The sequence below is a fragment of the Bergeyella porcorum genome (genome assembly GCF_042427575.1).
Taxonomy (GTDB): domain Bacteria; phylum Bacteroidota; class Bacteroidia; order Flavobacteriales; family Weeksellaceae; genus Bergeyella; species Bergeyella porcorum.
In genome coordinates, this window is sequence record NZ_JBHMFD010000007.1 from 323,176 (window position 1) to 345,314 (window position 22,139).

At 38.7% G+C, this 22,139-nt stretch carries 21 protein-coding genes; 4 read left to right on the forward strand and 17 right to left on the reverse strand.

The features are described 5' to 3' along the window. Positions 1-44 precede the first annotated feature (44 nt). Entirely contained in the window at positions 45-1,241 is a 1,197-nt protein-coding gene (locus tag ACFFUE_RS04810) for an endonuclease/exonuclease/phosphatase family protein (RefSeq protein WP_376833079.1), read from the forward strand. Positions 1,242-1,362: 121 nt separating this feature from the next. On the opposite strand, the gene ACFFUE_RS04815 is transcribed toward ACFFUE_RS04810, so the two are convergent. After that, positions 1,363-3,486 (reverse strand): elongation factor G, encoded by a 2,124-nt coding sequence (locus tag ACFFUE_RS04815; RefSeq protein WP_376833081.1) that lies wholly within the window; start codon positions 3,484-3,486, stop codon positions 1,363-1,365. Between the two features lie 183 nt (positions 3,487-3,669). Here ACFFUE_RS04815 and ACFFUE_RS04820 point away from each other — a divergent pair, with 183 nt between their 5' ends. Further along, positions 3,670-5,070, forward strand: a complete 1,401-nt coding sequence (locus tag ACFFUE_RS04820) for a spore maturation protein (protein WP_376833083.1) — start codon at positions 3,670-3,672, stop codon at positions 5,068-5,070. 107 nt (positions 5,071-5,177) lie between these two features. Here ACFFUE_RS04820 and ACFFUE_RS04825 read toward each other — a convergent pair whose 3' ends face one another. The 4 genes from ACFFUE_RS04825 to ACFFUE_RS04840 form a co-directional block, all read right to left on the reverse strand. After that, positions 5,178-5,873, reverse strand: a complete 696-nt coding sequence (locus ACFFUE_RS04825; RefSeq protein ID WP_376833085.1) for a LytR/AlgR family response regulator transcription factor — start codon at positions 5,871-5,873, stop codon at positions 5,178-5,180. A gap of 2 nt (positions 5,874-5,875) precedes the next feature. Next, positions 5,876-6,550, reverse strand: coding sequence for a sensor histidine kinase (locus tag ACFFUE_RS04830; protein WP_376833087.1), 675 nt, complete (start codon positions 6,548-6,550; stop codon positions 5,876-5,878). 440 nt (positions 6,551-6,990) lie between these two features. Next, positions 6,991-7,818, reverse strand: coding sequence for a TraB/GumN family protein (locus ACFFUE_RS04835; RefSeq protein WP_376833089.1), 828 nt, complete (start codon positions 7,816-7,818; stop codon positions 6,991-6,993). Positions 7,819-7,830: 12 nt separating this feature from the next. Then, entirely contained in the window at positions 7,831-9,957 is a 2,127-nt protein-coding gene (locus ACFFUE_RS04840; RefSeq protein WP_376833091.1) for an outer membrane beta-barrel protein, read from the reverse strand. Between the two features lie 334 nt (positions 9,958-10,291). Between ACFFUE_RS04840 and ACFFUE_RS04845 the strand changes: the two genes are divergently transcribed. After that, positions 10,292-11,812: a GH3 auxin-responsive promoter family protein gene (locus ACFFUE_RS04845; RefSeq protein ID WP_376833093.1), complete on the forward strand. Its 1,521-nt coding sequence runs from the start codon at positions 10,292-10,294 to the stop codon at positions 11,810-11,812. Between the two features lie 14 nt (positions 11,813-11,826). Further along, on the forward strand, positions 11,827-11,991 hold the full coding sequence (locus tag ACFFUE_RS04850) for a hypothetical protein (RefSeq protein ID WP_376833095.1): 165 nt from the start codon (positions 11,827-11,829) through the stop codon (positions 11,989-11,991). 251 nt (positions 11,992-12,242) lie between these two features. On the opposite strand, the gene ACFFUE_RS04855 is transcribed toward ACFFUE_RS04850, so the two are convergent. The 12 genes from ACFFUE_RS04855 to ACFFUE_RS04910 all read right to left on the reverse strand — a co-directional run bounded on the left by ACFFUE_RS04855 (position 12,243) and on the right by ACFFUE_RS04910 (position 22,112). Then, the gene (locus ACFFUE_RS04855) at positions 12,243-13,463 is read right to left on the reverse strand and encodes an aminotransferase class V-fold PLP-dependent enzyme (RefSeq protein WP_376833097.1); all 1,221 of its coding nucleotides are present in this window, start codon (positions 13,461-13,463) and stop codon (positions 12,243-12,245) included. Between the two features lie 91 nt (positions 13,464-13,554). Continuing rightward, a complete protein-coding gene (locus ACFFUE_RS04860) occupies positions 13,555-14,151 on the reverse strand; it encodes a SprT-like domain-containing protein (RefSeq protein WP_376833099.1) in 597 nt (198 codons plus the stop codon). 94 nt (positions 14,152-14,245) lie between these two features. After that, complete coding sequence (locus ACFFUE_RS04865) at positions 14,246-14,716, reverse strand: YdeI/OmpD-associated family protein (protein ID WP_376833101.1); 471 nt, start codon at positions 14,714-14,716, stop codon at positions 14,246-14,248. After that, positions 14,703-15,224, reverse strand: a complete 522-nt coding sequence (ribH, locus tag ACFFUE_RS04870; protein WP_376833103.1) for a 6,7-dimethyl-8-ribityllumazine synthase — start codon at positions 15,222-15,224, stop codon at positions 14,703-14,705. Before ribH ends, ACFFUE_RS04865 begins: the two co-directional genes overlap by 14 nt. 3 nt (positions 15,225-15,227) lie before the next feature. Then, positions 15,228-15,929, reverse strand: coding sequence for a tetratricopeptide repeat protein (locus tag ACFFUE_RS04875; RefSeq protein ID WP_376833105.1), 702 nt, complete (start codon positions 15,927-15,929; stop codon positions 15,228-15,230). A gap of 137 nt (positions 15,930-16,066) precedes the next feature. Beyond that, positions 16,067-16,603 (reverse strand): adenine phosphoribosyltransferase, encoded by a 537-nt coding sequence (locus tag ACFFUE_RS04880; RefSeq protein ID WP_376833107.1) that lies wholly within the window; start codon positions 16,601-16,603, stop codon positions 16,067-16,069. Between the two features lie 3 nt (positions 16,604-16,606). Further along, positions 16,607-17,734 (reverse strand): hypothetical protein, encoded by a 1,128-nt coding sequence (locus ACFFUE_RS04885; RefSeq protein WP_376833109.1) that lies wholly within the window; start codon positions 17,732-17,734, stop codon positions 16,607-16,609. A gap of 263 nt (positions 17,735-17,997) precedes the next feature. Continuing rightward, positions 17,998-18,639 (reverse strand): leucyl/phenylalanyl-tRNA--protein transferase, encoded by a 642-nt coding sequence (aat, locus tag ACFFUE_RS04890; protein ID WP_376833111.1) that lies wholly within the window; start codon positions 18,637-18,639, stop codon positions 17,998-18,000. Between the two features lie 65 nt (positions 18,640-18,704). Further along, positions 18,705-19,082 (reverse strand): DUF3127 domain-containing protein, encoded by a 378-nt coding sequence (locus ACFFUE_RS04895; protein ID WP_376833113.1) that lies wholly within the window; start codon positions 19,080-19,082, stop codon positions 18,705-18,707. Positions 19,083-19,232: 150 nt separating this feature from the next. Further along, the gene (locus ACFFUE_RS04900; protein WP_376833115.1) at positions 19,233-20,171 is read right to left on the reverse strand and encodes a ribose-phosphate pyrophosphokinase; all 939 of its coding nucleotides are present in this window, start codon (positions 20,169-20,171) and stop codon (positions 19,233-19,235) included. A gap of 80 nt (positions 20,172-20,251) precedes the next feature. Beyond that, the gene (gene ypfJ / locus ACFFUE_RS04905) at positions 20,252-21,106 is read right to left on the reverse strand and encodes a KPN_02809 family neutral zinc metallopeptidase (protein ID WP_376833117.1); all 855 of its coding nucleotides are present in this window, start codon (positions 21,104-21,106) and stop codon (positions 20,252-20,254) included. A gap of 40 nt (positions 21,107-21,146) precedes the next feature. After that, on the reverse strand, positions 21,147-22,112 hold the full coding sequence (locus ACFFUE_RS04910; protein WP_376833119.1) for an ROK family protein: 966 nt from the start codon (positions 22,110-22,112) through the stop codon (positions 21,147-21,149). Positions 22,113-22,139 lie beyond the last annotated feature (27 nt).

Consider the following 22,139-nt stretch of genomic DNA (forward strand, 5'->3'; position numbering starts at 1 on the left):
CAACTTAAAAAATGTAACTTTGTAATCGTTAATTTTAAACAATTATGAAAAAGATAATATTTGCCCTTTGTGCCAGTTTGCTTACTTCTACTGCACTTCAGGCTCAGAAACCAAAACGCGTAGCCACCATTGGATTTTATAATGTGGAAAACCTTTTTGATATTCACGAATCTGCAGATTATATAGATGGCACCTTGCCTACTAGTAGCCCTAAATACCACCGAAGTGTTCCTGTAGATTCTCTACAATACCTAGAGTACGATGCTTCTTTCAAAGGACCTTGGACACCCGAAGCCATCAAGGGTAAAAAGGTCGTACGCTTCCAAGGCTCGGCAACAGAGTTTACCCCGAAAAGTGCCAAGAACTACAATGAAAAAATCTACAACAAAAAACTGGAAAATGCCTCCAAAGTGATTTCAGAATTGGGAAGCCAATACACCAAATCGGTACCTGTGGTGGTAGGTCTTTTGGAAATCGAAAACCGCCAAGTGGTAGAAGACCTCGTAAAACAACCTGCTTTGGCAAGGTTTGATTTTGGTGTTGCCCATTACAATTCATTAGATTATAGAGGTGTAGATGTGGCTTTAATTTATCAAAAAAGAAGATTCACCCCTACCAATACCATCAAGAAAGAAGTGAAAATCTTTGATGTAGAAACTGGAAGAAGAGAATACACCAGAGATATTTTGGTGGTTTCGGGGGTTTTAGATGGTGAGGAAGTGGCATTTTTCGTTAATCACTGGCCTTCTAGAAGAGGAGGTGAAGCAGTTTCTATGCCTAAAAGAAAAGCCGCCGCTACAATGCTAAGGGAACAAATGGACAGCATCAGAACGGCAGAACCCAACAGAATACTCATTGCAATGGGTGACTTTAATGACGACCCTATTAGCCCAAGTTTTAAGCAAAATCTAAAAGCCGTGGGCAGCGAAAAAGAGCTTTCTGAGCAAACACCTTATCTCAACCTGATGTTCCCGCTCTATAAAAAAGGATTTGCAACCTTGGCATACCGAGATGCTCCCAACCTCTTTGACCAAATCATCGTTTCTAAAAATTTAATTGAAAATAAAGACCCTAAGAAATATTCCATCTTTACCACCCAGATTTATTCTCCGCCCTATTTGGTAAACAAATCTGGAAACTACAAAGGGTATCCGCTTCGCTCTTGGAATGGTGATGTTTTCACTGGCGGTTATAGCGACCACTTCCCTGTATTTACCATCTTAGCAAAAGATTTGGAGTAAAAGAAAGTTACTTTACTTTTTTCTGAAGCTGTTCTTATTGGGCAGCTTCTTTTTTTAAAACAAAAAAACGACCAACTCCATAGAGTCAGCCGTTTTTCATTACACAATCTCTATCAAATATTTACTCCTCCACCTGCTCGGCATAGTGTTTTATCAACTCTTGCTGAACATTTCCAGGAACCAATTGATAATCAGAAAATGCCATTGTAAACTTGGCTTTACCTCCTGTGATAGAACGAAGCGTAGAACCATAATCATCTAGCTCTGCCAAAGGAACATCTGCAATGATTTTCTGATAATGCCCCTCTGTATCCATACCAGAGATAATGGCTCTTCGGGTTTGTAGGTCGCCCATCACATCGCCCGTAGCCTCATCTGGACAAAGAATTTCTACACGGTACATCGGTTCTAATAATTGAGGTTTCGCATTTTGAAACGCTTCTTTAAAAGCACCTGACGCCGCCAATTGGAAAGAAATATCATTACTATCCACGCTGTGCATCTTTCCATCAAACACCACTACCCTAATGTTTTGACAAGGACTTCCCGTAAGTGGACCATTCTTCATCTGTGCCATAATTCCTTTTCTAATGGCTCCTATATATCGGCTATCAATAGCACCACCTACAATACACCAATAAAACGCTAACTTACCGCCCCAAGGTAAATCTTCTATCTCTTTCTGACGGATGCTGAAACCTTGTGGCTCTTCCATTCCCTCATAATAGTTGTCTATCTGAAGATGAATTTCACCAAACTGCCCTGCTCCTCCAGATTGTTTTTTATGACGATAGTCGGCGGTTGCTTTTCCTGTAATGGTTTCTCTGTACGATACACGCGGATTCTTCATCTCCATCTTCACGCCAAATTCTTTCTCTAAGCGTTGTTTTATCAAATCCAAATGAAGTTGCCCTTGTCCGCCCAAGATAGCCTCGTGGGTATCAGCATCTATTTCCACTTTCAGAGTAGGGTCTTCTTCTTGGATTTTGTGCAAAGCTGCAAATAGTTTTTCTGTTTCGGCACTGCTTTCCGCAGTTACAGCTTTTCTTATTCTGCTCTCTGGGAACTCCATTGGTCGCACTTTTCTGTCCAAACCTTTTGCATTAAGGGTATTATTGGTATGAGCCGATTTAAGTTTCACTGTAACCCCCAAATCTCCTGCCTCCAATTGCTCTACAGGAATTCTCTCTTTGCCCTCTGCCACGAAGAGTTGAGATATTCTCTCCACCTCGCCATTATCTGCATTTACCAGCTCATCTCCCGCTTTCAGTGTACCACTTAAAACTTTGAAGTAAGAAATCAGACCTACCTGAGGTTCAGAAGCTGTTTTATAAATGAAAATCGTAGTCTTGTCATTAGCATCATAGGCCACCTCGCTGCCATCTACCATTACTCTTTTAGGTCTATCCGATGGAGATGGTGCGATATCATCTATAAAGCCCATAATTCTACCACTACCCATATCTTTGAGCCCCGAAGCAATAAAGACTGGGAAAAACTGCTGATGAGCCAATGCGATAGTAATTCCTTTGGCTAATTCTTCCTCGGAAAGTTGCCCTTCTTCAAAGTATTTTTCCATCAGTCCCTCCTCATTCTCTGCTGCAATCTCCACCAGAGCATTGTGCATTTGATTAGCTCTTTCTAGTTCAGACTCAGGGATTGGCTTTTTCTCTGGCTTGCCTCCTTCTTTCGGAAACTCGTACATCACCATTCTCAACACATCTACAATCTGATTAAAGCCCTCCCCCGAATTCAATGGATATTGCAACGGGAGCAATTTACTTCCAAAACGGGCTTTTGCTTGCTCCAATGTTTTCTCGTAGTCTGCCTTTGGATGATCCATCTGATTGATAACAAAAATGGCAGGCGTCTGATATTTTTCCACATATTCCCATACCAACTCCGTTCCTACTTCTACCCCCGCCGCGGCATTGAGCACAATGAGGGCTGTATCTGCTACCTTGAGCGAAGACACCACCTCACCTACAAAATCATCAAACCCTGGTGTATCAATAAGGTTGATTTTATTGTTTTTCCAGTTCACAAACATCTGATGAGAGTAGATGGTTTTACCTTTCTCGTGCTCTATGTCTGTAAAATCGCCCACCATATTCTGTCCTTGGATAGAACCACGGCGGTTAATCGCCCCGCCTTCGTATAACATTGTTTCCACCAAAGTAGTTTTGCCACTGTCCGAGTGTCCAAGCATCACTACATTTCTTAGGTCTTTAGTATGCGTACTCATAGTGTATAATTTTTAATTGTTATTTTGAGATAATAAAATTACAAAAGATTTCCATTCAATATTGAGAAAACAAAGACTATTTCAAATGATTTTTGGCATAATATTTTTCTGCGATGATAGGTTCTAAAAAAAACTGTGGTCATTTCATCGGTTTTCATTACTTTTACTCAAATTTTTCAAAGAATGGTATTAAGTAGAATTTGGTCTGCATTCATCATTGTAGCCATTGTAGTCGCTAGTATTAAATATTTGTTTTCTCCCAATTACAAAGCCATCTTTAATGATATGGTGGTAGGCAAAGGTGGAGATACCATTGCCATTGCTACACAACCCCTTACAGCAATGTCTCCCGTGGTGAAAGACTCTCTTTTGGCCTCTTCCCACTATACCGATGGAGCATTGGGATACAAAATGAATGAAACACAAGAAGTATCCGTCTATCGGGTGCAGACCACCGATGGCGTTATTGGAACTTCAGAAACGGCTGTGAAAATTTGCTTGGGACTTATCGGGATTATGACGCTGTTTATGGGATTTATGAGTATTGCTGAGAAAGCAGGCGGTATCAATTTACTTTCAAGATTGATTCAACCTTTCTTTTCAAAACTATTTCCCGAAGTGCCTAAAAACCACCCTTCTTTTGGACATATGATGCTGAATTTTAGTGCCAATCTTCTGGGACTAGACAACGCCGCTACTCCTTTTGGTCTCAAAGCAATGGAAAGCCTACAAACGCTAAATCCATCCAAAGATACCGCTAGCAATGCTCAGATTATGTTTCTGTGTTTGCACGCATCGGGGCTTACGCTGATTCCTGTTTCCATCATCGCCATCCGTGCAAGTATGGGGGCAGAGAATCCTACGGATATATTTTTACCTTGCCTTATTGCCACCTTTGCCGCAACTATGGCCGCAATGGTTATTGTCTCTATCAAGCAAAGAATCAATCTCTTTCAACCGATAATTTTAGCATATATCGGGGGAATTTCTGCTATTATAGCCGCCTTGGTGGTGTTTTTGGTACAGCTTAATCAACAGGAATTGGGCGACTTCTCTAAAGCCCTGAGTAATGGCATCATTCTATTAATCTTCTTTGCGATTGTTTTAGGAGCTATTTATAAAAAGATAGATGTCTTCGGTTCCTTTATTGATGGGGCTAAAGAGGGTTTTTCTACCTCGGTGAAGATTATTCCTTATCTGGTAGGAATGCTCATTGCTATTTCTCTGCTTAGAACTTCGGGCGTTTTTGAAATCATTATTGATGGAATGAAATTCTTAGCCAATGCCGCTCATCTTGATACCAGATTTGTAGATGGACTGCCCACGGCTCTCATTAAACCGCTTTCGGGCTCGGGAGCGAGGGGAATGATGGTGGATACAATGGCTACTTTCGGGGCAGATAGTTTCCCTTCTCGTTTAGCGGGAGTGCTGCAAGGCAGCTCTGATACTACTTTCTATGTGATAGCGGTGTATTTCGGTTCTGTTGCCATCAAAAATACAAGATATACCGTAGGGGCAATGCTCTTGGCAGATTTGGTGGGCGTTATCACTTCTATTATTTTGGCGTACCTATTCTTTGGGTAGGTGAGGAGGTTTTAGATTTTAGATATTAGAGGTTAGAAGTTAGAATTTGGAGGTTAGCGATTAGAACATTCGCCTTTTTCCGTTTTTTCTTCGTTCAAGGAATGAGCTTATAACAAATTTTGTTTTATTTTTTGCATAAGACTGTCTTTGTAATTAGTTCCTACAGATATCTTTGCTCCGCTTTTTAATAATACAAATCCATTTTCTATCATTGATATTTTATCCATTGATATAATATAGGATTTATGAACTCTCATAAATAAATTGCTAGGCAAAACATTTTCCATATCTTTCATTGTAGAGTACACAAGTACTTTCTCCTTCCCTTTGTGTATGGAAATATAATTTCCCATTGCTTCTACATAGTCTATTTCATCATAATACACTTTTATGAACTTACCCTTTTGTTCGGTTTTTATATAAATATAATCTTGTTCTTTGTCCTCTTTTGATACATTTGGCATTACCTTTTTAATAGCCTTTGTAAATCTTTCAAAAGATATTGGCTTTAATAAATAATCCACAGCGTTATTATTAAATCCATCTATGGCATATTCAGAAAAAGCAGTGCATAATATTATTTTAATATTTTCATCGACAATATTCATCACATCGATACCCGTCATTTCATTCATTTGAATATCCAAAAACAAGAGATCTACCCTGTGATTCTTAATGAATTGGATTGCTTCGATGGGATTGGTAAATGTTCCTACCAACTCTAACTCTGAAACTTTATTGATATGATGCTTCATTATGTCAATGGCTGGTTGCTCATCATCTATAACAATACATTTTAACATAACTACTTGAATATTTTAAGTTTAAACATATAAAAATTATCATCGTTTTGGATATCTATATGGTACTTGTTTTGAAATGCAAAATCTAATCTCTGCTTCAAGTTAGATAATCCTATATTGTGAGATATGGCATTGGTATAGTTTTTTTTCTTCTTATTTTTACAAATAAAAACTAAACAATCTTCTCGATAATCAATACTTAATAACATTGGGTGATTTTGGCTTGATAAATCTCCATATTTAAAAACATTCTCAACGACTGTTATCAATGATAATGGTGGTATATAATGTCCTTCTTCTATGCCTGATGTTTCCATTTCATAATATATTGAGTCTGCATATCTTAATCTGTATATGGATAATAAAATTTCCAAATGCTTAATTTCTTTATGCACAGGAATTTTCATATTCTCCATTTCTAAATTATCCAAAGAATATCTCATTAATTCACTTACTTTCATTATGTTTTCTGCCATATTTTCAGACAATGAAAGTGCCTGAGAATACAAGACATTCAAAGTATTATACAAGAAATGAGGATTTATTTGAGCTCTTAAAAAAGCATATTGATATTGTATCTTTTCTTTTTGAGATATGATTTTTTCTAACTCTAATTTGTGCTTTTCTTTTTCCAATTCTGAAACTTTTCTTTCCTTCTCTAAAAGTTCTTCTACCATAAAAAATAAAATTGCATACACCAAAAACTGTATAAAGTACCTGATTATTTCTTGTAAAAATCCCTGTACTTTAAAATTACTTTTCAGTATATTTATCCCAATAATAGGTGTTATATATGTAAGCAGCACATACGCTACAAAAGAAAATATTACAAATAAACATAGAATAGCTAATGCTCCTTTTACCTTATTAAATCTATATTTTCTAAGAAAATATAAAAACACATAAAACAAGCCTATAAACGGGAGTATATATATCATCACAGCTATTATATTCACATTGTGATTCGTGAGTAAGTTGAGTAAATATATATACCCCGCATATACAGCCCAGCCAATAATATGCTGTATAACCTTATTATTTATGCATTTGCTTTTCAATCTATTTTATTTTTTAGACGCAAAAATATTCATTATTTCATATCTATGCCATCCTTATTCTATTTTATCTCTGTTATTGTATATCCTTTATTTTCAAGCATCTTAATAATATCCATATACTCTACGCCTATCGTAAATAAACTTGAAGCTTGCTCCATCTGATGTTCCATCTTTGGCAAAACTATCTCAACAAAAGCATCTATGTTCTTACCTTTAAAGTACGGCTCTTCATTATAAATACTTTTCAGTGTTGCTATGTTACCACTTTCATACGCCGCATTTTTTTTCCTAACTGCAATTTTCAACTCATCAGGGTTATTCAGAGTATAGGAAATATTGGTTTTCCAATACGATTTGGGTAATCTATCTAAAAGTTCAACATATTCAGCTACGGATAATAATTCCGAATATTTCACTCCTTTTTTATGAGCATATTTTTCTAATACGAGATTGATATTTTCTCCTTTAACACCACTTCCACAAGGATTATCCAAAGAGGTAAAAACTGCACTTACATAAAACGGCTTGAACATATTGAGCATCTGTTCACTTACTCCCATTTTTTCTTTTACATATTCCAATAGTTTTTGATAATCTGATGCCGACAAAACATTTTTCATTTTCTGCTCATTATCTGAAACCCCTATTGAGTTCTGTAATATATCCCTGTTTTTATCAGAATTCACATTACTTTCTACTGAAATACTTTCAATATTGGGTAATACTTTTTCCTCTAATTTTTTTAAGTACTTACTCTCTCCACAAGTAACACTATTTAGGTAGATATATGATGGTTTTACATTATCTTTTTCTACCTTAAAAATCATTGATGATTGAGAGAAAAACATTCCTGATAGTAGCGAAAACGCCAATGTTATTAATTTCATAATTAAATTTATTTATTGTTCAACTTTCATTCTGTTTTGTAATTCACTTGCTGTCTTTGATTTGCTTCTTGTCTTTGATGTCCCTTCTCCGAATTTATATGAAAAAGCTAATGATACGAATCTAGTTTCTTGTTTTCTGTTATGTTTCAAATCCACTCCATTATAATCTACGATTCTGTTAATTTTAATTGTATTAAAAATATCTGATACTGATAGTTTTATCGTTGCTTTATTATCAAATAAGTTTTTTGCAACACCTACATTTGAAGATAAGTATCCTTTTTGTTTGAATATACCAAAAGCTATATCACTTTGATACATCATATTAAAATCTGCCGACCATCCCTTTTTGAAAGAAAATTGATTGATACTTTGTGCTTGATACGCCCAAGTATTATTACCCTTAGCAGACTGATAATTATCCGTAGATGTATTGAACCTATAACCGCCTATACCCCCAATTAAATTGCTTGTCCAAACATTAAAAAATCTCTTTCTCCAACTAACATATGCGTAATAAAAATCCGAACTTTTAAAGTTGGTATATGTGCTTATGGTTGTATTTCCATCTGTTATATATAACGGCCCCAGGGCATCTATGGAATGGGTTTCACTTAATCCTATCGTTAAAGATTGGTTATACATATAAGTCAAATCAATTGAATGATTTATTTGTGGGCGGATATTCGGGTTTCCTTGATAATATGAATATTCACTTTGATATCTAATAAAAGGATTAACAACCTCAAAACCAAACCTCTGAATACTCTTTCTATAACTGAGATTAAATATGTTTTTAATATTCTTCAAATACTGAATACTTACATTGGGAAATAGATTAAAGTAATTCCTATTTGTAGCCTCTCCTCCTATCAATATACCTTCGCTATTGGTATGTTCACCTCTCAATCCTAAATTCACTTGCCAATGCTCTCCCAGTTCTTTATTATAATTCACATATCCTGACAATATGTTTTCTTTATATATAAACTGATTGCTTTTCTGTAAATCATTTTGCCACTCATTTGCTATATAATTTTTCCAAATAACATTATTATCTGTTTTTGTGAATAGTCCTTTCAAACCGAATTCTATTTTTACCATATTCGTAGGATACTCCATATCCGCTGATACTGAATACACTCGGTTTTTTCCTCCCATTTCATTTTTCAAAAACTTTGATAATCCACTATTTACACTTTCAAATCTTTGATTTTGGTATTTATCATAATCAAAATAATCAGCATTAATAGTCAATGTTCTATTCAAAGAATCCAGCACAGATTTATAATAAACATTAACTGATGGATTTTCTATCTGTGTTTTTCCTTTACTTATAACATCTGATAAATTTGATATTGCCCCATTTCTAAGCACCAAATGATTTATTGACTCAATTCTATTATCGTTATTCATTCCTCTAAATAACATTCCTACTGCATTATTCTCATTGATATCATAATCTACACCTATGTTATACAAATGATTAGATTTCTTTAAATCCATTTTTTCATTTTGGAACAACTTTGTATTCAAAGATAAATCTTGGTCAATATCAGTTCTGTAATATTGATTAGAGCTTTCATAGCTATAATTTGAAGTTATGTTTAACCCTTTTTTCTTATAGTTAAAGCTTAATGATGGATAAGTATTAACATTATTTCCGTAAGCAGTCCTCATTGCCACCGAACCATTAAAACCACTTTTCTTACTCTTTGCTAATTTTATATTGATAATAGCCCCTCCATTAGCATCATATTTAGATGATAGATTTTGCAAAATTTCCACTTTATCTATATTACTCCCTTGCATAGAAGTAAGCATACTTTTCAATTCTTCTCCACTGAGATTAGATAATCTCCCGTTGATTAAAACCGTTACTGTTTTTGAACGAAAAGTCAGGTTTCCTCCTTGCTCCACAACACCTGGCGACTGAAGTAAAATATCATAAGCATTGCTGTTTGATGCTATTGTATTTTGTCCGACATTAATACTTATCTTATCCGCCTTTTGAACAATATATTCGCTCTTTCCTTTCAACGAAATTTCCTCAATCTGCTTTTCCTTTTCTTGAGCATCCATAGCAACCGCTCCAAAAGAAAGACTCAATATTACTAATGCTTTTATAGACTTGTTCATAGTTGTTTGCTTTTGATGATGCAAATTTGCTATGAAATCTTATCTTCTAAAAAAATATTATTTGTATCTTCTTTTTCTCTATATGAAAACTATTTTTGCCGTTATATTCATCATCTTTTATAGGTCTAATTTGCACCGTTTTCAAGAATTATTCTCAGTAAAGACCACGCATTCTCATATTTTTGTTGTTATCTTTAACGATATCATCCTCTCCGTTTTTGATGAATTTTTTTTCCTAAAGATGAGATTGAAATACTCTACCCTATCGAGAGCTAACAACAGTCTCAAATAGAACATTCGCCTTTTTCCGTTTTTTTTCATACTTTTGCTAGGTATGGCAACTAAGGCATTGTTTAACACCGTGGTCAATTGGTTTATCAAACAGAGAATAGACCAAATCAAGAATTTCATTAAGTATCCCATTGATACCCAAAGGGGTGTACTTTTCTCACAATTGTATCAAGCTGAAAATACCCTCTATGGGAAACAGTTTGGCTTTAAGGACATCGCCTCTATTAAAGACTTTCAAAATCAAGTTCCCATCGTTACCTACGAAGATTTTGAACCTTATATAGAACGAGCGAGAAAGGGAGAGAAAGACATCATCTGGCGTGGTGCGATAAAACACTTCGCCAAATCATCTGGCACTACCAACGCCAAAAGCAAATTTATCCCTATATCCAACGAAAGCTTGGAAGACTGCCACTACAAAGCAGGGAAAGACCTCATCTCCATCTATGCCAATAACCACCCAGATAACCAACTATTCTCCAACAAAAACCTGCGGTTGGGCGGTAGTGCAGAGCTCTATGAAAGTTTTAACACCAAATACGGCGACCTCTCTGCTATCCTTATTGAAAACCTCCCATTCTGGGTAGAGCTTACCACCGTGCCTAGTAAGAAAATCTCCCTAATGAGCGAATGGGAATCTAAGCTGAAAGCCATTGTCTCCGAAGTGAAAAACGAAGATGTGGGCAGCATCACGGGGGTACCAAGCTGGATGATGGTACTACTGCAAAGAGTCTTACAAGAAACGGGCAAGGGAAGCATCGCCGAGCTGTGGCCCAATCTGGAAGTCTTCTTCCACGGGGGCATCAGTTTCAAGCCGTATCGGGAACAATACCGCCAGCTCATTGGTAAGGATATCAACTACTACGAGATTTATAACGCCTCCGAAGGATTCTTCGGCATACAAGACCGCAGTAATAGTAGCGAGATGCTACTGATGCTAGACTACGGTATATTCTATGAGTTTATCCCAATGGAAGACTTCAGCTCCGCAAATCCTAGGGTACTCACCTTAGAAGAGGTGGAAATAGGAAAGAACTACGCTTTGGTCATTACCACCAATGGCGGGCTATGGCGTTACCTCATTGGCGACACGGTGCAGTTCACCTCATTAGACCCTTTCAGAATCAAAATTTCAGGGAGAACCAAGCACTACATCAATGCCTTTGGAGAAGAACTGATGATAGACAATGTAGAGACGGCACTGGCAAAGGCTTGCCACGCTACCAATGCTTTGGTAAAAGACTATACGGGAGCTCCCGTGTATATGAAAGAAGGCGAAAGCGGCTCGCACGAATGGCTGTTTGAGTTCAGTAGAGTTCCCGATGATATGGCAACCTTTACCCAAGTTTTTGATGACACTTTGAAAGCCATCAACTCTGACTATGAAGCCAAACGCTACAACGATATGACCCTAAAACGCCCATTGGTACACATCGCCAGAGAAAACCTTTTCTACGATTGGATGGCTCAGCGAGGAAAATTGGGCGGACAGAATAAGGTACCAAGACTCTGCAACGAGCGAGAATTTATAGACCCTCTATTAAAGCTTAACGCGAAAGGATAACAACAGCAACAGCAATGTTTGAAAACAAAACTTTCCTCATTATCTTCATCATTTCAATGACTATAAACGCCGCCGTTCGTTTCCTAAACGACCCACTCGAAACTTCGGACATCATATTCGGTGTTCTATATTCCGCTATAATGGCGTGGGCTTGTATCTTATATTGGAAAAGAAGGTAAATAAACAGTTGTAAAACTGCATCTATTTCACTCCCTCCTTACGCAGATATTTTTCCGCCCCTATGGAAATTTTCTTCGATAGGCGTGGAAATAAATTTCCGTCGGTCTGGAAATTTTTCTCCACGCCTACAGCGTAAATACTACGCTACTGTTCAGCATTTCATTGCATCGGAAAGAAACAAAAATCCCTATTAAACCAAGTTCAATAGGGATAGATATTCGCATTAGGCTACACCACCTAAGACTTTACGCTACATCAGCATTCGCTGGGCTTTTCTCACGCCTTCCACCAGAGCATCTATCTCTTCAAAAGTATTGTACACTGCAAAGCTAGCACGCACAGTCCCCGCTATGCCATAGAAATCCATAATAGGCTGGGTGCAATGGTGCCCCGTTCTAACAGCGATGCCCATCTTATCCAAAATCATTCCCGTATCCGAAGCAATCCCTGCATTCTCCAAAGTGAACGAAACTACCCCTGCCCTTTCAGCTTTCTCGCCATAGATTTTCAGCCCATCAATGGTTAGGAGCTGCTGTTGGGCGTAATTGAGCAAAGCATTTTCGTGGGCTTGTAGTGCCTGATGCCCTACACTTTCTATAAAATCTATGGCTGCCCCTAGGGCTATGTTGCCACCCACATTGGGCGTTCCTGCTTCAAACTTAAATGGCAAATCAGCATAAGTGGTCTTCTCAAAAGAGCATACCGCTATCATCTCACCGCCACCGTGGAAAGGTTGCAAGGTTCTCAGCACCGCTTCTTTGCCGTATAGGATGCCCACGCCCATTGGAGCGTACATCTTATGCCCAGAGCATACGAAGAAATCACAATCCATTGCCTGTACATCTATCTTGAAATGCGGAGCCGACTGAGCCCCATCAATGACAATAAGAGCGGAGGATAACTTTCGCGTTTTTGCTACAATCTCTTCCACAGGGTTTACCACTCCTAAGGCATTAGAGACTTGGTTTACAGAGACTATCTTGGTTTTTTCGTTCAGGTTTTCATCCAGAAAGTCCAGTTGCAATACGCCGTTCTCATCCATCGGAATCACCTTCAGTATAGCACCCGTTCTTTCGCAGAGCAATTGCCACGGTACAATATTGGAGTGATGCTCCAGATGCGAGATGATAATCTCATCGCCTGCCTTTATCTGCTGGGTAATGGCATAGGCTATCAAATTGATGCCCTCGGTAGTCCCTCGGGTAAAAATCACTTCATAATCGTGCTTAGCATTAATGAACGCTTGGATTTTCTTTCGGGAGAGCTCCATCTCCTCCGTTGCCAATTGGCTCAGCGTATGGATACCGCGATGCACATTGGCATTGAGGGTTTTATAGTAGGATTCCCACGCTTCAATCACGGATAAAGGTTTCTGCGAAGTGGCAGCATTGTCCAGATAAACGAGGGGCTTACCATTAATTTCTTGGCTAAGGATAGGAAATTGTGAACGGATTTTATGTAAATCAAACATAGGCTTTGTTTAGAATGGTTCAAAGTTAAGGAAATATTTTCTACTGTCTAATGATTGAGTTTTTTCTCGGCACCGAAGGAAGCTGGGCTGCCTACTTATCTACCACCCTCTCCACCTTTACCATACTGCTAAACCGATAGTCTCTACCTGTGTCCAGATGCTTACAGAGGTAATTTTTCTTAAGCTTGGAAACCAAAAGATAGCGTTCTTTTCGGTAGATAAACTCGGTATTGAGTGGTAAATCTTCCACAAAGGAAAGATGCTCTGGTAGGGATTCTAATCGGAAGTACCTCACCAGCTCTGGGCTCGCCATAAAGTTGGCTTTCGGTGCCCGAACGAATCTCAGCAGAATGGGCTTCAAATCGTCTTCATATACGGTAATGCTTTGCAAAATCATCTGGGCAAAAGTGTATTTCCACTCGGCTCCGTGGGGTGCTATCCTACGCCCGTATTTTTCAAAGGCGATGAGATGAGCCAACTCGTGCGTTAGGACGAAGAAAAAAAGCTGTGGCGGCAAAGTGGCATTCAGCGTGATCTGATGGCTACCATCTGGCATCTTTCGGTAGTCCCCCAGTTTGCTGCTTCGCTCCCTTGTGATTTTGATATGGATGTAATGCTTCCCAAACCAGTCTTTGAGAAATGAGAAGCCACTTTCTGGCATATATTTTTGTAGTAACTCTACCGGCATTGGTTCTATATATAGTATGCGTTGTATAGGGATTGCATTGGCACAATGGTACAGAGGTATGATAATACCTGCGTTATCGTTTAAGATAAATTCCTTAGATGCCCTTTTTCCCTGCTAGAATCATCTCTATCATTTTCTCCTTTCTCCGCTCTCGGGTCTCGGTTTTTTTAGCTTCGGTTATCCATCGGATGTATTCCTTGCGGTGGGTGTAGCTCATTGCGTCAAATAATTGTTTGGCTGCGGTATGCTGCTGGAATAGCGTTGCTACATCCTCTGGAATCTCCACGATGCGTTCCTCTCGGTCTTCCCAAAGCTCTACGGCGACCTCATCGCCAAAGCCTTTTCCAAGTGCTTTCCTTACCGCCTGCGTCAGTCCCAATACGGGTACGCCCTGCCCCATATTGGCAAGGCTACCGCGGTACACCACCGTCCCATCAAAGAGGGCTTTTACCTTCACCTGCCCTTTCTTCCCAAACAGTTCCAAAGTGGAAAACGGAAACACAACATAAGCGGCATTTTGGGTGCCATTTTGGGTAATCACCCCCGTGAATTTAATTCCCTCCATCTTTACCGAAAGCTTCATTTTGTCTTCTTACCTGCTTTTTGAAGTCAATCATTTTCAAAGCGGTAACGGCAGCTTCTACGCCTTTATTCCCTAGATTGCCGCCACTTCTGGCGATGGATTGCTCTTTGGTATCATCTGTAAGAACGCAGAAGATGGCAGGAATGTCTGTAAGGATATTACAATCTTTGATGCCTTGTGCTACCGCCGAGCAGACATAGTCAAAGTGAGGGGTTTCCCCACGAATGACACAGCCAATAGCGATGACTGCATCGTACTGCTTACTCTTGCATAGTTGCATTGCTGCAAAAGATAGCTCAAATGCTCCTGGTACGGGAAATAGCTTAATATTAGAAGGTTTCACGCCTTCTTTTTCTAAGATTTCTAATGCTGCATCTCGTAGGTTGTAAGTAACGAAATCATTCCACTCAGAAAACACAATGCCGATGGTGTATTCATCGGCATTGGTGATATGAAGTGGCTTATAATCTGAAAGATTAATTGTTGCCATATTTTAGTAGTATTTTACCATTTCTATATAAGAGTCAGACATTCCGTTGTCATACTCCTTATACTGTTCGTCTATTGTAGTGAAATATTTTTTAGCTTCTGCATTTTTCTTTAACGCCAATGCCATAAGCCCCGCTTTTCTTGTAAAATAGTAAGAGGTGTATGGGTCATCTGATGCGGAAATGGCTTTTTCCAAAAGAGATAAAGCATCTTCTGCTTTGTTCAAATTAGCTGAAGCATCAGACATTGCACCATATTTCAGAGCCATCAACACTTTGTTATCAGAAGAAAATTTATCCAACAAATCATACGCTTCTTGGTATTTCCCTTCCTTGAATTTCAAAAGTCCTGCGTTGTATGCAGAGAGTTTCCCGGCATCGGTATTAGAGAAATTGTTATAAGTTCCCATAAAACCTGGGTTAGCAGCAGATTTACCACCCAAAGCTTCTGCATCTTTTCCATTTTCTAAATTGGCAATTGCAGACAGATAACCTTTGGTTGCCTCTTCGTTTTTAGGAGCTACAATGAATTGCTTGTAGGCAAAGTAAGCTAAAACAGCCACTACCAAACTTATGAAGATAATGGATAGCAATTTTGCATTTCTTTCGAGGAAACGCTCTGTTTGCAATGCTTCTCTATCCAATTCCTTGAAAAACTCTACGGTTTCTTTTCCTTCAATCTCTGTTTTATTGTTTTGCTTTGACATAATTATTTCTGAATAAGTTGCAAATTTAATTGTTTCTGAATTATTTGCAAAATTTTTTAAAGATGATATACTCAATTTTCAGATATTAGACCATAAGCCTTAGTGTGCGTAGAAATGAACGCTACAGCCTACCCCTCCTAATATTCCAAAATATTATAAATCTCGGCACCAAACGAGCGAAGACGCTCTTCTCCTTGTAAATCCTTTAGTCCAATTAAAAAACTGAATTGCGACACAATACCACCTTGTTTCTTTACCAGCTTCGCAGCAGCTTCCGTAGTTCCACCCGTAGCCAATAAATCATCGTGTATCAAAACTCTTTGCCCTGGCTTCAGCTGCCCTTCACACATTTCTATCACAGCAGAACCGTACTCCAAATCATAGGCTTCGGAGATAATGGGTGGTGGTAATTTTCCTTTTTTACGAACCAAGATAAAAGGAACTTCCAAAGCTGTGGCAATGGCAATCCCAAAGAGAAATCCTCGGCTTTCTATGCCACATACAGCGTCTATTTTCCCTTTGCTAAACTGAACGAAATCTGCAATAACGGCTTCGTACAGCTTGGGATTGAGAAAAATAGGAGAAATATCTCTAAACAGTATCCCTTCTTTTGGAAAGTTGGGAATGGTTTCAATAGTGGCTTCTAACTGTTTTTTTAGAGCGTAATCGTTCATTGCTTAATTGATTTTATAGCTGGTTATTTTCCAATTTCCATTGATGTTTTTCAATCCGAAAGTTACCTGCAGAGCGGTTACCTTACCATCTTGCCCCGTAACATCATAAGTGGCATTAACACTCGCTGTATTATCACTAGTGCTATTGGTAGAAATGTTTTTAACGGATAGGTTTTTCACACCACCGAAGCCAGAGGTAGGATTAGAAAACTGCTCGTAAGAGCCCCAATTGGGATTTTCCGAAGCTTCAAATGCCCCTCTCAAATTTTGCGACCCCAGATGATTCAAAAATCTGGTTACTGTGGTTTTAGGGTCGTTTTTAGCAGTTGCCTCTCCTGTTTCAGAAGGTGTTTCCGCCCCCGAAGGCTCTTCAGTTCCAGTCAGTACTGGCATTGGCTTCAAGGCATTAATATTCACAGGAATGCCCACTTTAGACATTTTATAATTTTTATGAGTGGTATTCACCGTTACGGTAACATCTATATTTCCATTGGGAACTTTCTGCATTGGAATAGAAGCCAATTTAATGGTAAACCCTTTAAAATCATTATCTAACATCAGATTTTTGGTGGTACTGATTTTAGTACCTTCACTATACACTTCCATTACAGCTTCTAGTGCTGCCCCAGAAAATTCTATTGGTTTCCCAGACGCATCTACCAGCCTTGGAATCACTTGTATTCCTTTAGCACCTAAAATAGAATCTTTCATCACTTCAATGGTGGTAATGGTAAGAGATGAGGCTTTGATGTCGTTGGGGTCAAAAGTGGTGGCTTCTTCCACGGCAAAGATATTCATCTCCCCCAAAGATGGCGGCCCTGTACTTGTCCAAGCGATGCCATTGCTCTGGGCAACCTCATCTGCCAATGCTAAAATCTGTGGTACCTTCAGTCCGTGTAGTTTTTTACCCAAAGCGGCCAATTTTTCCACTTCCGTTTCGCCTTCTACACCAAAGGTTTTAAGGATATAAAGCGCTTCGTTGAATTTTACTTGCCCCAGAGTATTGAGGCTAGATGCCATATCATTAATGCTGGCTTGGAAGGTCTTGGTATTGGTAGCATCTACGGCGTCTTTTTTACAACTCGTAGCGACCAACAGGAGAACGAATAAGGATAAGATTAAGTTTCTCATTGCTCAATAAATATGATTCACAAAAATAAGAAAAATGTTACATATTATTTAGAGATTAAAAAGCTAGGAATACGGTGTCCTATTTAAAATTCCTGTATCCCAAAAACAATCTCATAAACAAGATGAAATCTACTGGTTTTCAAAACATAACAAGATACTTAAAAACTCTTGCCTTCCAATTCAAAAAAATCTAGCGTGGTTTTGGATAAAAGGAAGCTAGGTTTTATTTTACACTAAGAAACAAAATACTCCAAGCCTGCATTCTACTTATCTGATAGCACCTCTAAATAGTCCATTTTTGAAATCATCTCTGCTCCCAAACTTTCTAAATGCTCAGAATATACTTGGCAATCTATCAATGTAAAATGGTTTTTGTATTGCTCCACAAAGTGGATAAATCCCGCTTTGGAAGCATTGCTCACCTTAGAAAACATACTTTCTCCACAGAATACCTTATTCACCTCAACGCCGTAAAAGCCACCTACCAACGCTCCGCTTTGCCACACTTCAATGCTCTTTGCTTTCCCTTCTCTATGAAGTTGTAGGAAACCTGCAATCAGTTCCTCCGAAATCCAAGTCCCATCTTGCTCTCGCCTAGGTATCATCATACAGTTTCTCATCACTCCTTCAAAACATTGATTTTCCGTAAAACTAAAAGTTTCGGCTTTAAGAATTTTTCTCATCGATTTTGATATCTTCAGCCGTTCAGGGAATAAAACAAATCTAGGGTCTGGACACCACCATAAGATTTCTTCTCCTGGATTATACCAAGGGAAAATGCCTAAATCATAGCTTAAAGACAAACGGGCAGGAGATAAGTCTCCTCCACACGCCACCAACCCCGATAGCGGATGGTAATGCTTCGGATCTGGAAAAAATAGCTCTGTAGGATGTAATTCTATCATAAAAAATCCTACCATTAAAAGTAGGATTGCATTTAGGGTTATCTATTAAAAAAAATCTAAAATCATTAGAATGGTAAATCATCTTCCTCATCATCTGCGAAAGGGTTATCCGCAGGAGCAGGCGTGCTACTTGCAGGAGCTTCGGTAGGCTCATTAAACTGACTACCACCAGTAACTTTCTCCAATCTCCACGCAGTGATTGAGTTAAAATATTTCACCTCACCTTGAGGATTAGTCCATTCTCTACCTCTGATATTAATTCCGATTTTTACATCATCACCTTCAGAAACATTATCCAAAAGAGAGATTTTTTCGGATAAAAACTCGATGCTTATTGGCTGTGGATATTGCTCTTGGGTAAGCAATACCATTTCTCTTTTCTGAAAACCGCTTGGAAAGGTCTGGGTTTCAAATAACTTTTTTATTGTACCTTGTAATTCCATAGTCTAAAAATTGATTTTGTAAAAATAGTAATTCTAATTGAAAAACTGAAAAAAAAAGTGTCGTTTTCCGTAAAATGAAAAAATCCAACGGCGGTATATAGGGCAACCACCATTGGATTTTTTTAGATTTTCTCCCCTTAGAAAGGGATACTAGATAATAAATTTATCACTAATAGATTTATGCTCGTGTACCATCTGCATTACATCTGCAAAAAGAGCAGCACAAGACAGCACTTTTATCTTAGAAGAAAGCTCTGTTTTCACAGGGATGGTATCTGTAACAATAACTTCCAATAGATTAGAATTTTCTATATTCTCATAAGCCTTACCAGAAAGTACGGGATGTGTAGCGATGGCTCTTACAGATTTTGCTCCATTTTTCATCAGAATATCCGCTGCTTTGCAAAGCGTTCCTGCGGTGTCTATCATATCATCTATAAGAATAACATTTCTGTCTTTCACATCTCCAATGAGGAACATTTCCTCTACTACATTAGCTTTTTTACGCTCTTTGTATGCAATCACCACCTCTGCACCAAGGTGTCCCGCATAGTTCTTAGCCCTTTTTGCACCGCCCATATCTGGTGATGCAATGGTAAGATTATCAAGATTTAAAGACTGAATATATTCTATGAAAATGGTAGAAGCATAGAGATGATCTACTGGGATTTCAAAGAAGCCTTGGATTTGATCCGCGTGGAGATCCATTGTCATCACTCTAGTAGCTCCTGCTGCTGTAAGAAGGTTGGCTACCAACTTAGCCCCTATAGGTGCTCTTGGTTTATCTTTTCTGTCTTGTCTTGCCAAACCATAATAAGGAATAACCACTGTAATGCTCTTTGCAGAAGCTCTTTTTGCAGCGTCTATCATCAATAGAAGTTCCAATAGATTGTCCGCAGGCGGAAATGTGGAACCTATCAGGAAAACCCTTCCACCTCTTACCGATTGGTCTAAAACAGGTTCAAATTCACCATCACTAAACTGTTGAAAATTAATCTTTCCAAGTTCTTGCCCATAGTGCTGAGCAATTTTTTCTGCTAAATCTTTGCTGGTTCTGGTTGAAAATAGGTAACTTAATTGTTGGCTCATCTTTACTCTTTTAATGATTGCAAATTTAAAAAAAATCCCTCACAATATGTGAAGGATTCCAAAAAATGTATTTCTCTTAATTATTTCAAAAGTTCATCAAAAGTGTTCCCTTGCCTGATGTCTCCAGAATTAAACCCTCTCATAAACCATTCTTTTCTTTGTGCAGAGCTACCGTGTGTAAAAGCCTCTTGATTAACATAACCTTGACTTCTCTTCATAATATTATCATCCCCAACAGCCTCTGCTGCACTAATGGCAGCATCTATATCTCCTGGTTCCAAAATTCTAGCTCTATCATCGGTATATCTTGCCCAAAGTCCAGCATAAAAATCTGCTTGAAGCTCTGTAGCTACCGATACTTTATTGAGCTGTGCTTGGGAATATCTCCCACTGCGTCTTAGCTGCTCTGTTTTCTGTAAAGTTCCCAAGATATTTTGCACGTGGTGTCCCATCTCGTGAGCCAAAACATAAGCCACAGAAAACTCGGTAACTCTTGCTCCGAAGCGAGATTGAAGCTCTTGAAAGAAACTTAAATCCATATAAATGGTTTCATCACTTGGGCAATAAAATGGCCCCATTGCTGCCTGTGCCGTACCGCAGCCCGACTGGGTAACATCGCTAAACATTACCACCTTGGCAGGGCGGTATTGCATTCCATTTTCTTGAAAAATTTTCGTCCAAGTGATTTCACTTTCAGCAGTAAGCATTTCCATAAATTCTCTGGTCTTCAGCTCCTCGGAAGTCGGTTCTCTTTGTTCGGTTTGTGGGATATTAGCCCCTATCCCAGAGGATAATATGGCTGATGGATCACCTCCTAAAAAGAAAACAACTGCTGCAATAATCAAACTCACTAAACCACCTCCCAAGAGTCCACCACCGCCACCTTTTCCACGGCGATCTTCTACATTACCGCTTCTGTTTTCAGTCCATTTCATAGGCTCAATTGATTTTTAAACTTCGTTGTAAATGCAATAATTATTCCCAAACCAAAGCACTAGCTCCTAGAATGGCAGCATCTGCTTCATTCAGCTCACTGAATACCAACTGAACTTTCCCTCTAAAAATAGGGAATAGATTGCGTTCCATATGGAGTTTTGCAGGTTTTAAAATAAAATCTCCCGCCTTGATAACCCCTCCAAACAACAGAATAGCTTGTGGCGAAGAGAACATCACAAAGTTTGCCAACGCTTCTCCTAACTTTTGCCCAGTGTATCTAAAAACTTCTATTGCGGTAGGATCACCCTTTAGAGCACATTCGTGAACCGTTTTGGAATTGATTTCTTCCTCAGAAAATTCATTAAGCATAGAATCTGGAAACTCTGCACGCATTTTCTTTGCTGTAATGGCAATTCCTGTGGCAGATGCGTAGGCTTCTAGGCTTCCTTCGGATCCTGTACTCCAATGTTTTCTACCTCCTGGTTTTACAATAGTATGACCTAGTTCTCCAGCATTACCATCGTGCCCATAGACCAAATTGCCTCCGCAAACGATTCCACTACCTACCCCTGTTCCTAAGGTAATCATAATGAAGTTTTTCATTCCCTTTGCGGCACCATATTGCATCTCGCCCAACGCCGCTGCATTAGCGTCATTGGTCATAGTACAAGGCTTTCCAAACTTTTTTTCCATCAGTTCTGCAAATGGTATAGAGCCTTTCCAAGGGAGGTTGGGCGCTTGCTCAATGGTTCCCGTATAATAGTTGGCATTGGGAGCCCCTACTCCTACCCCTTCAAACTGCTTGTCTGAACAATGCAAGTCTATCAACGGTTTAATCTCGCTATAAAGCTCGTCCACAAAATCCTCTACATTCTGATGAGTAGCGGTTTTAATGGAACCTTTCGCTAAAATTTCCCCACGGTGATTCACTAGACCAAATTTGGTATTGGTACCGCCTATATCTATCCCCAAAGCCACTTGCTTTGATAAATCTACTAATGCCATAGCACAATTGTTTATTTATATTTTTCA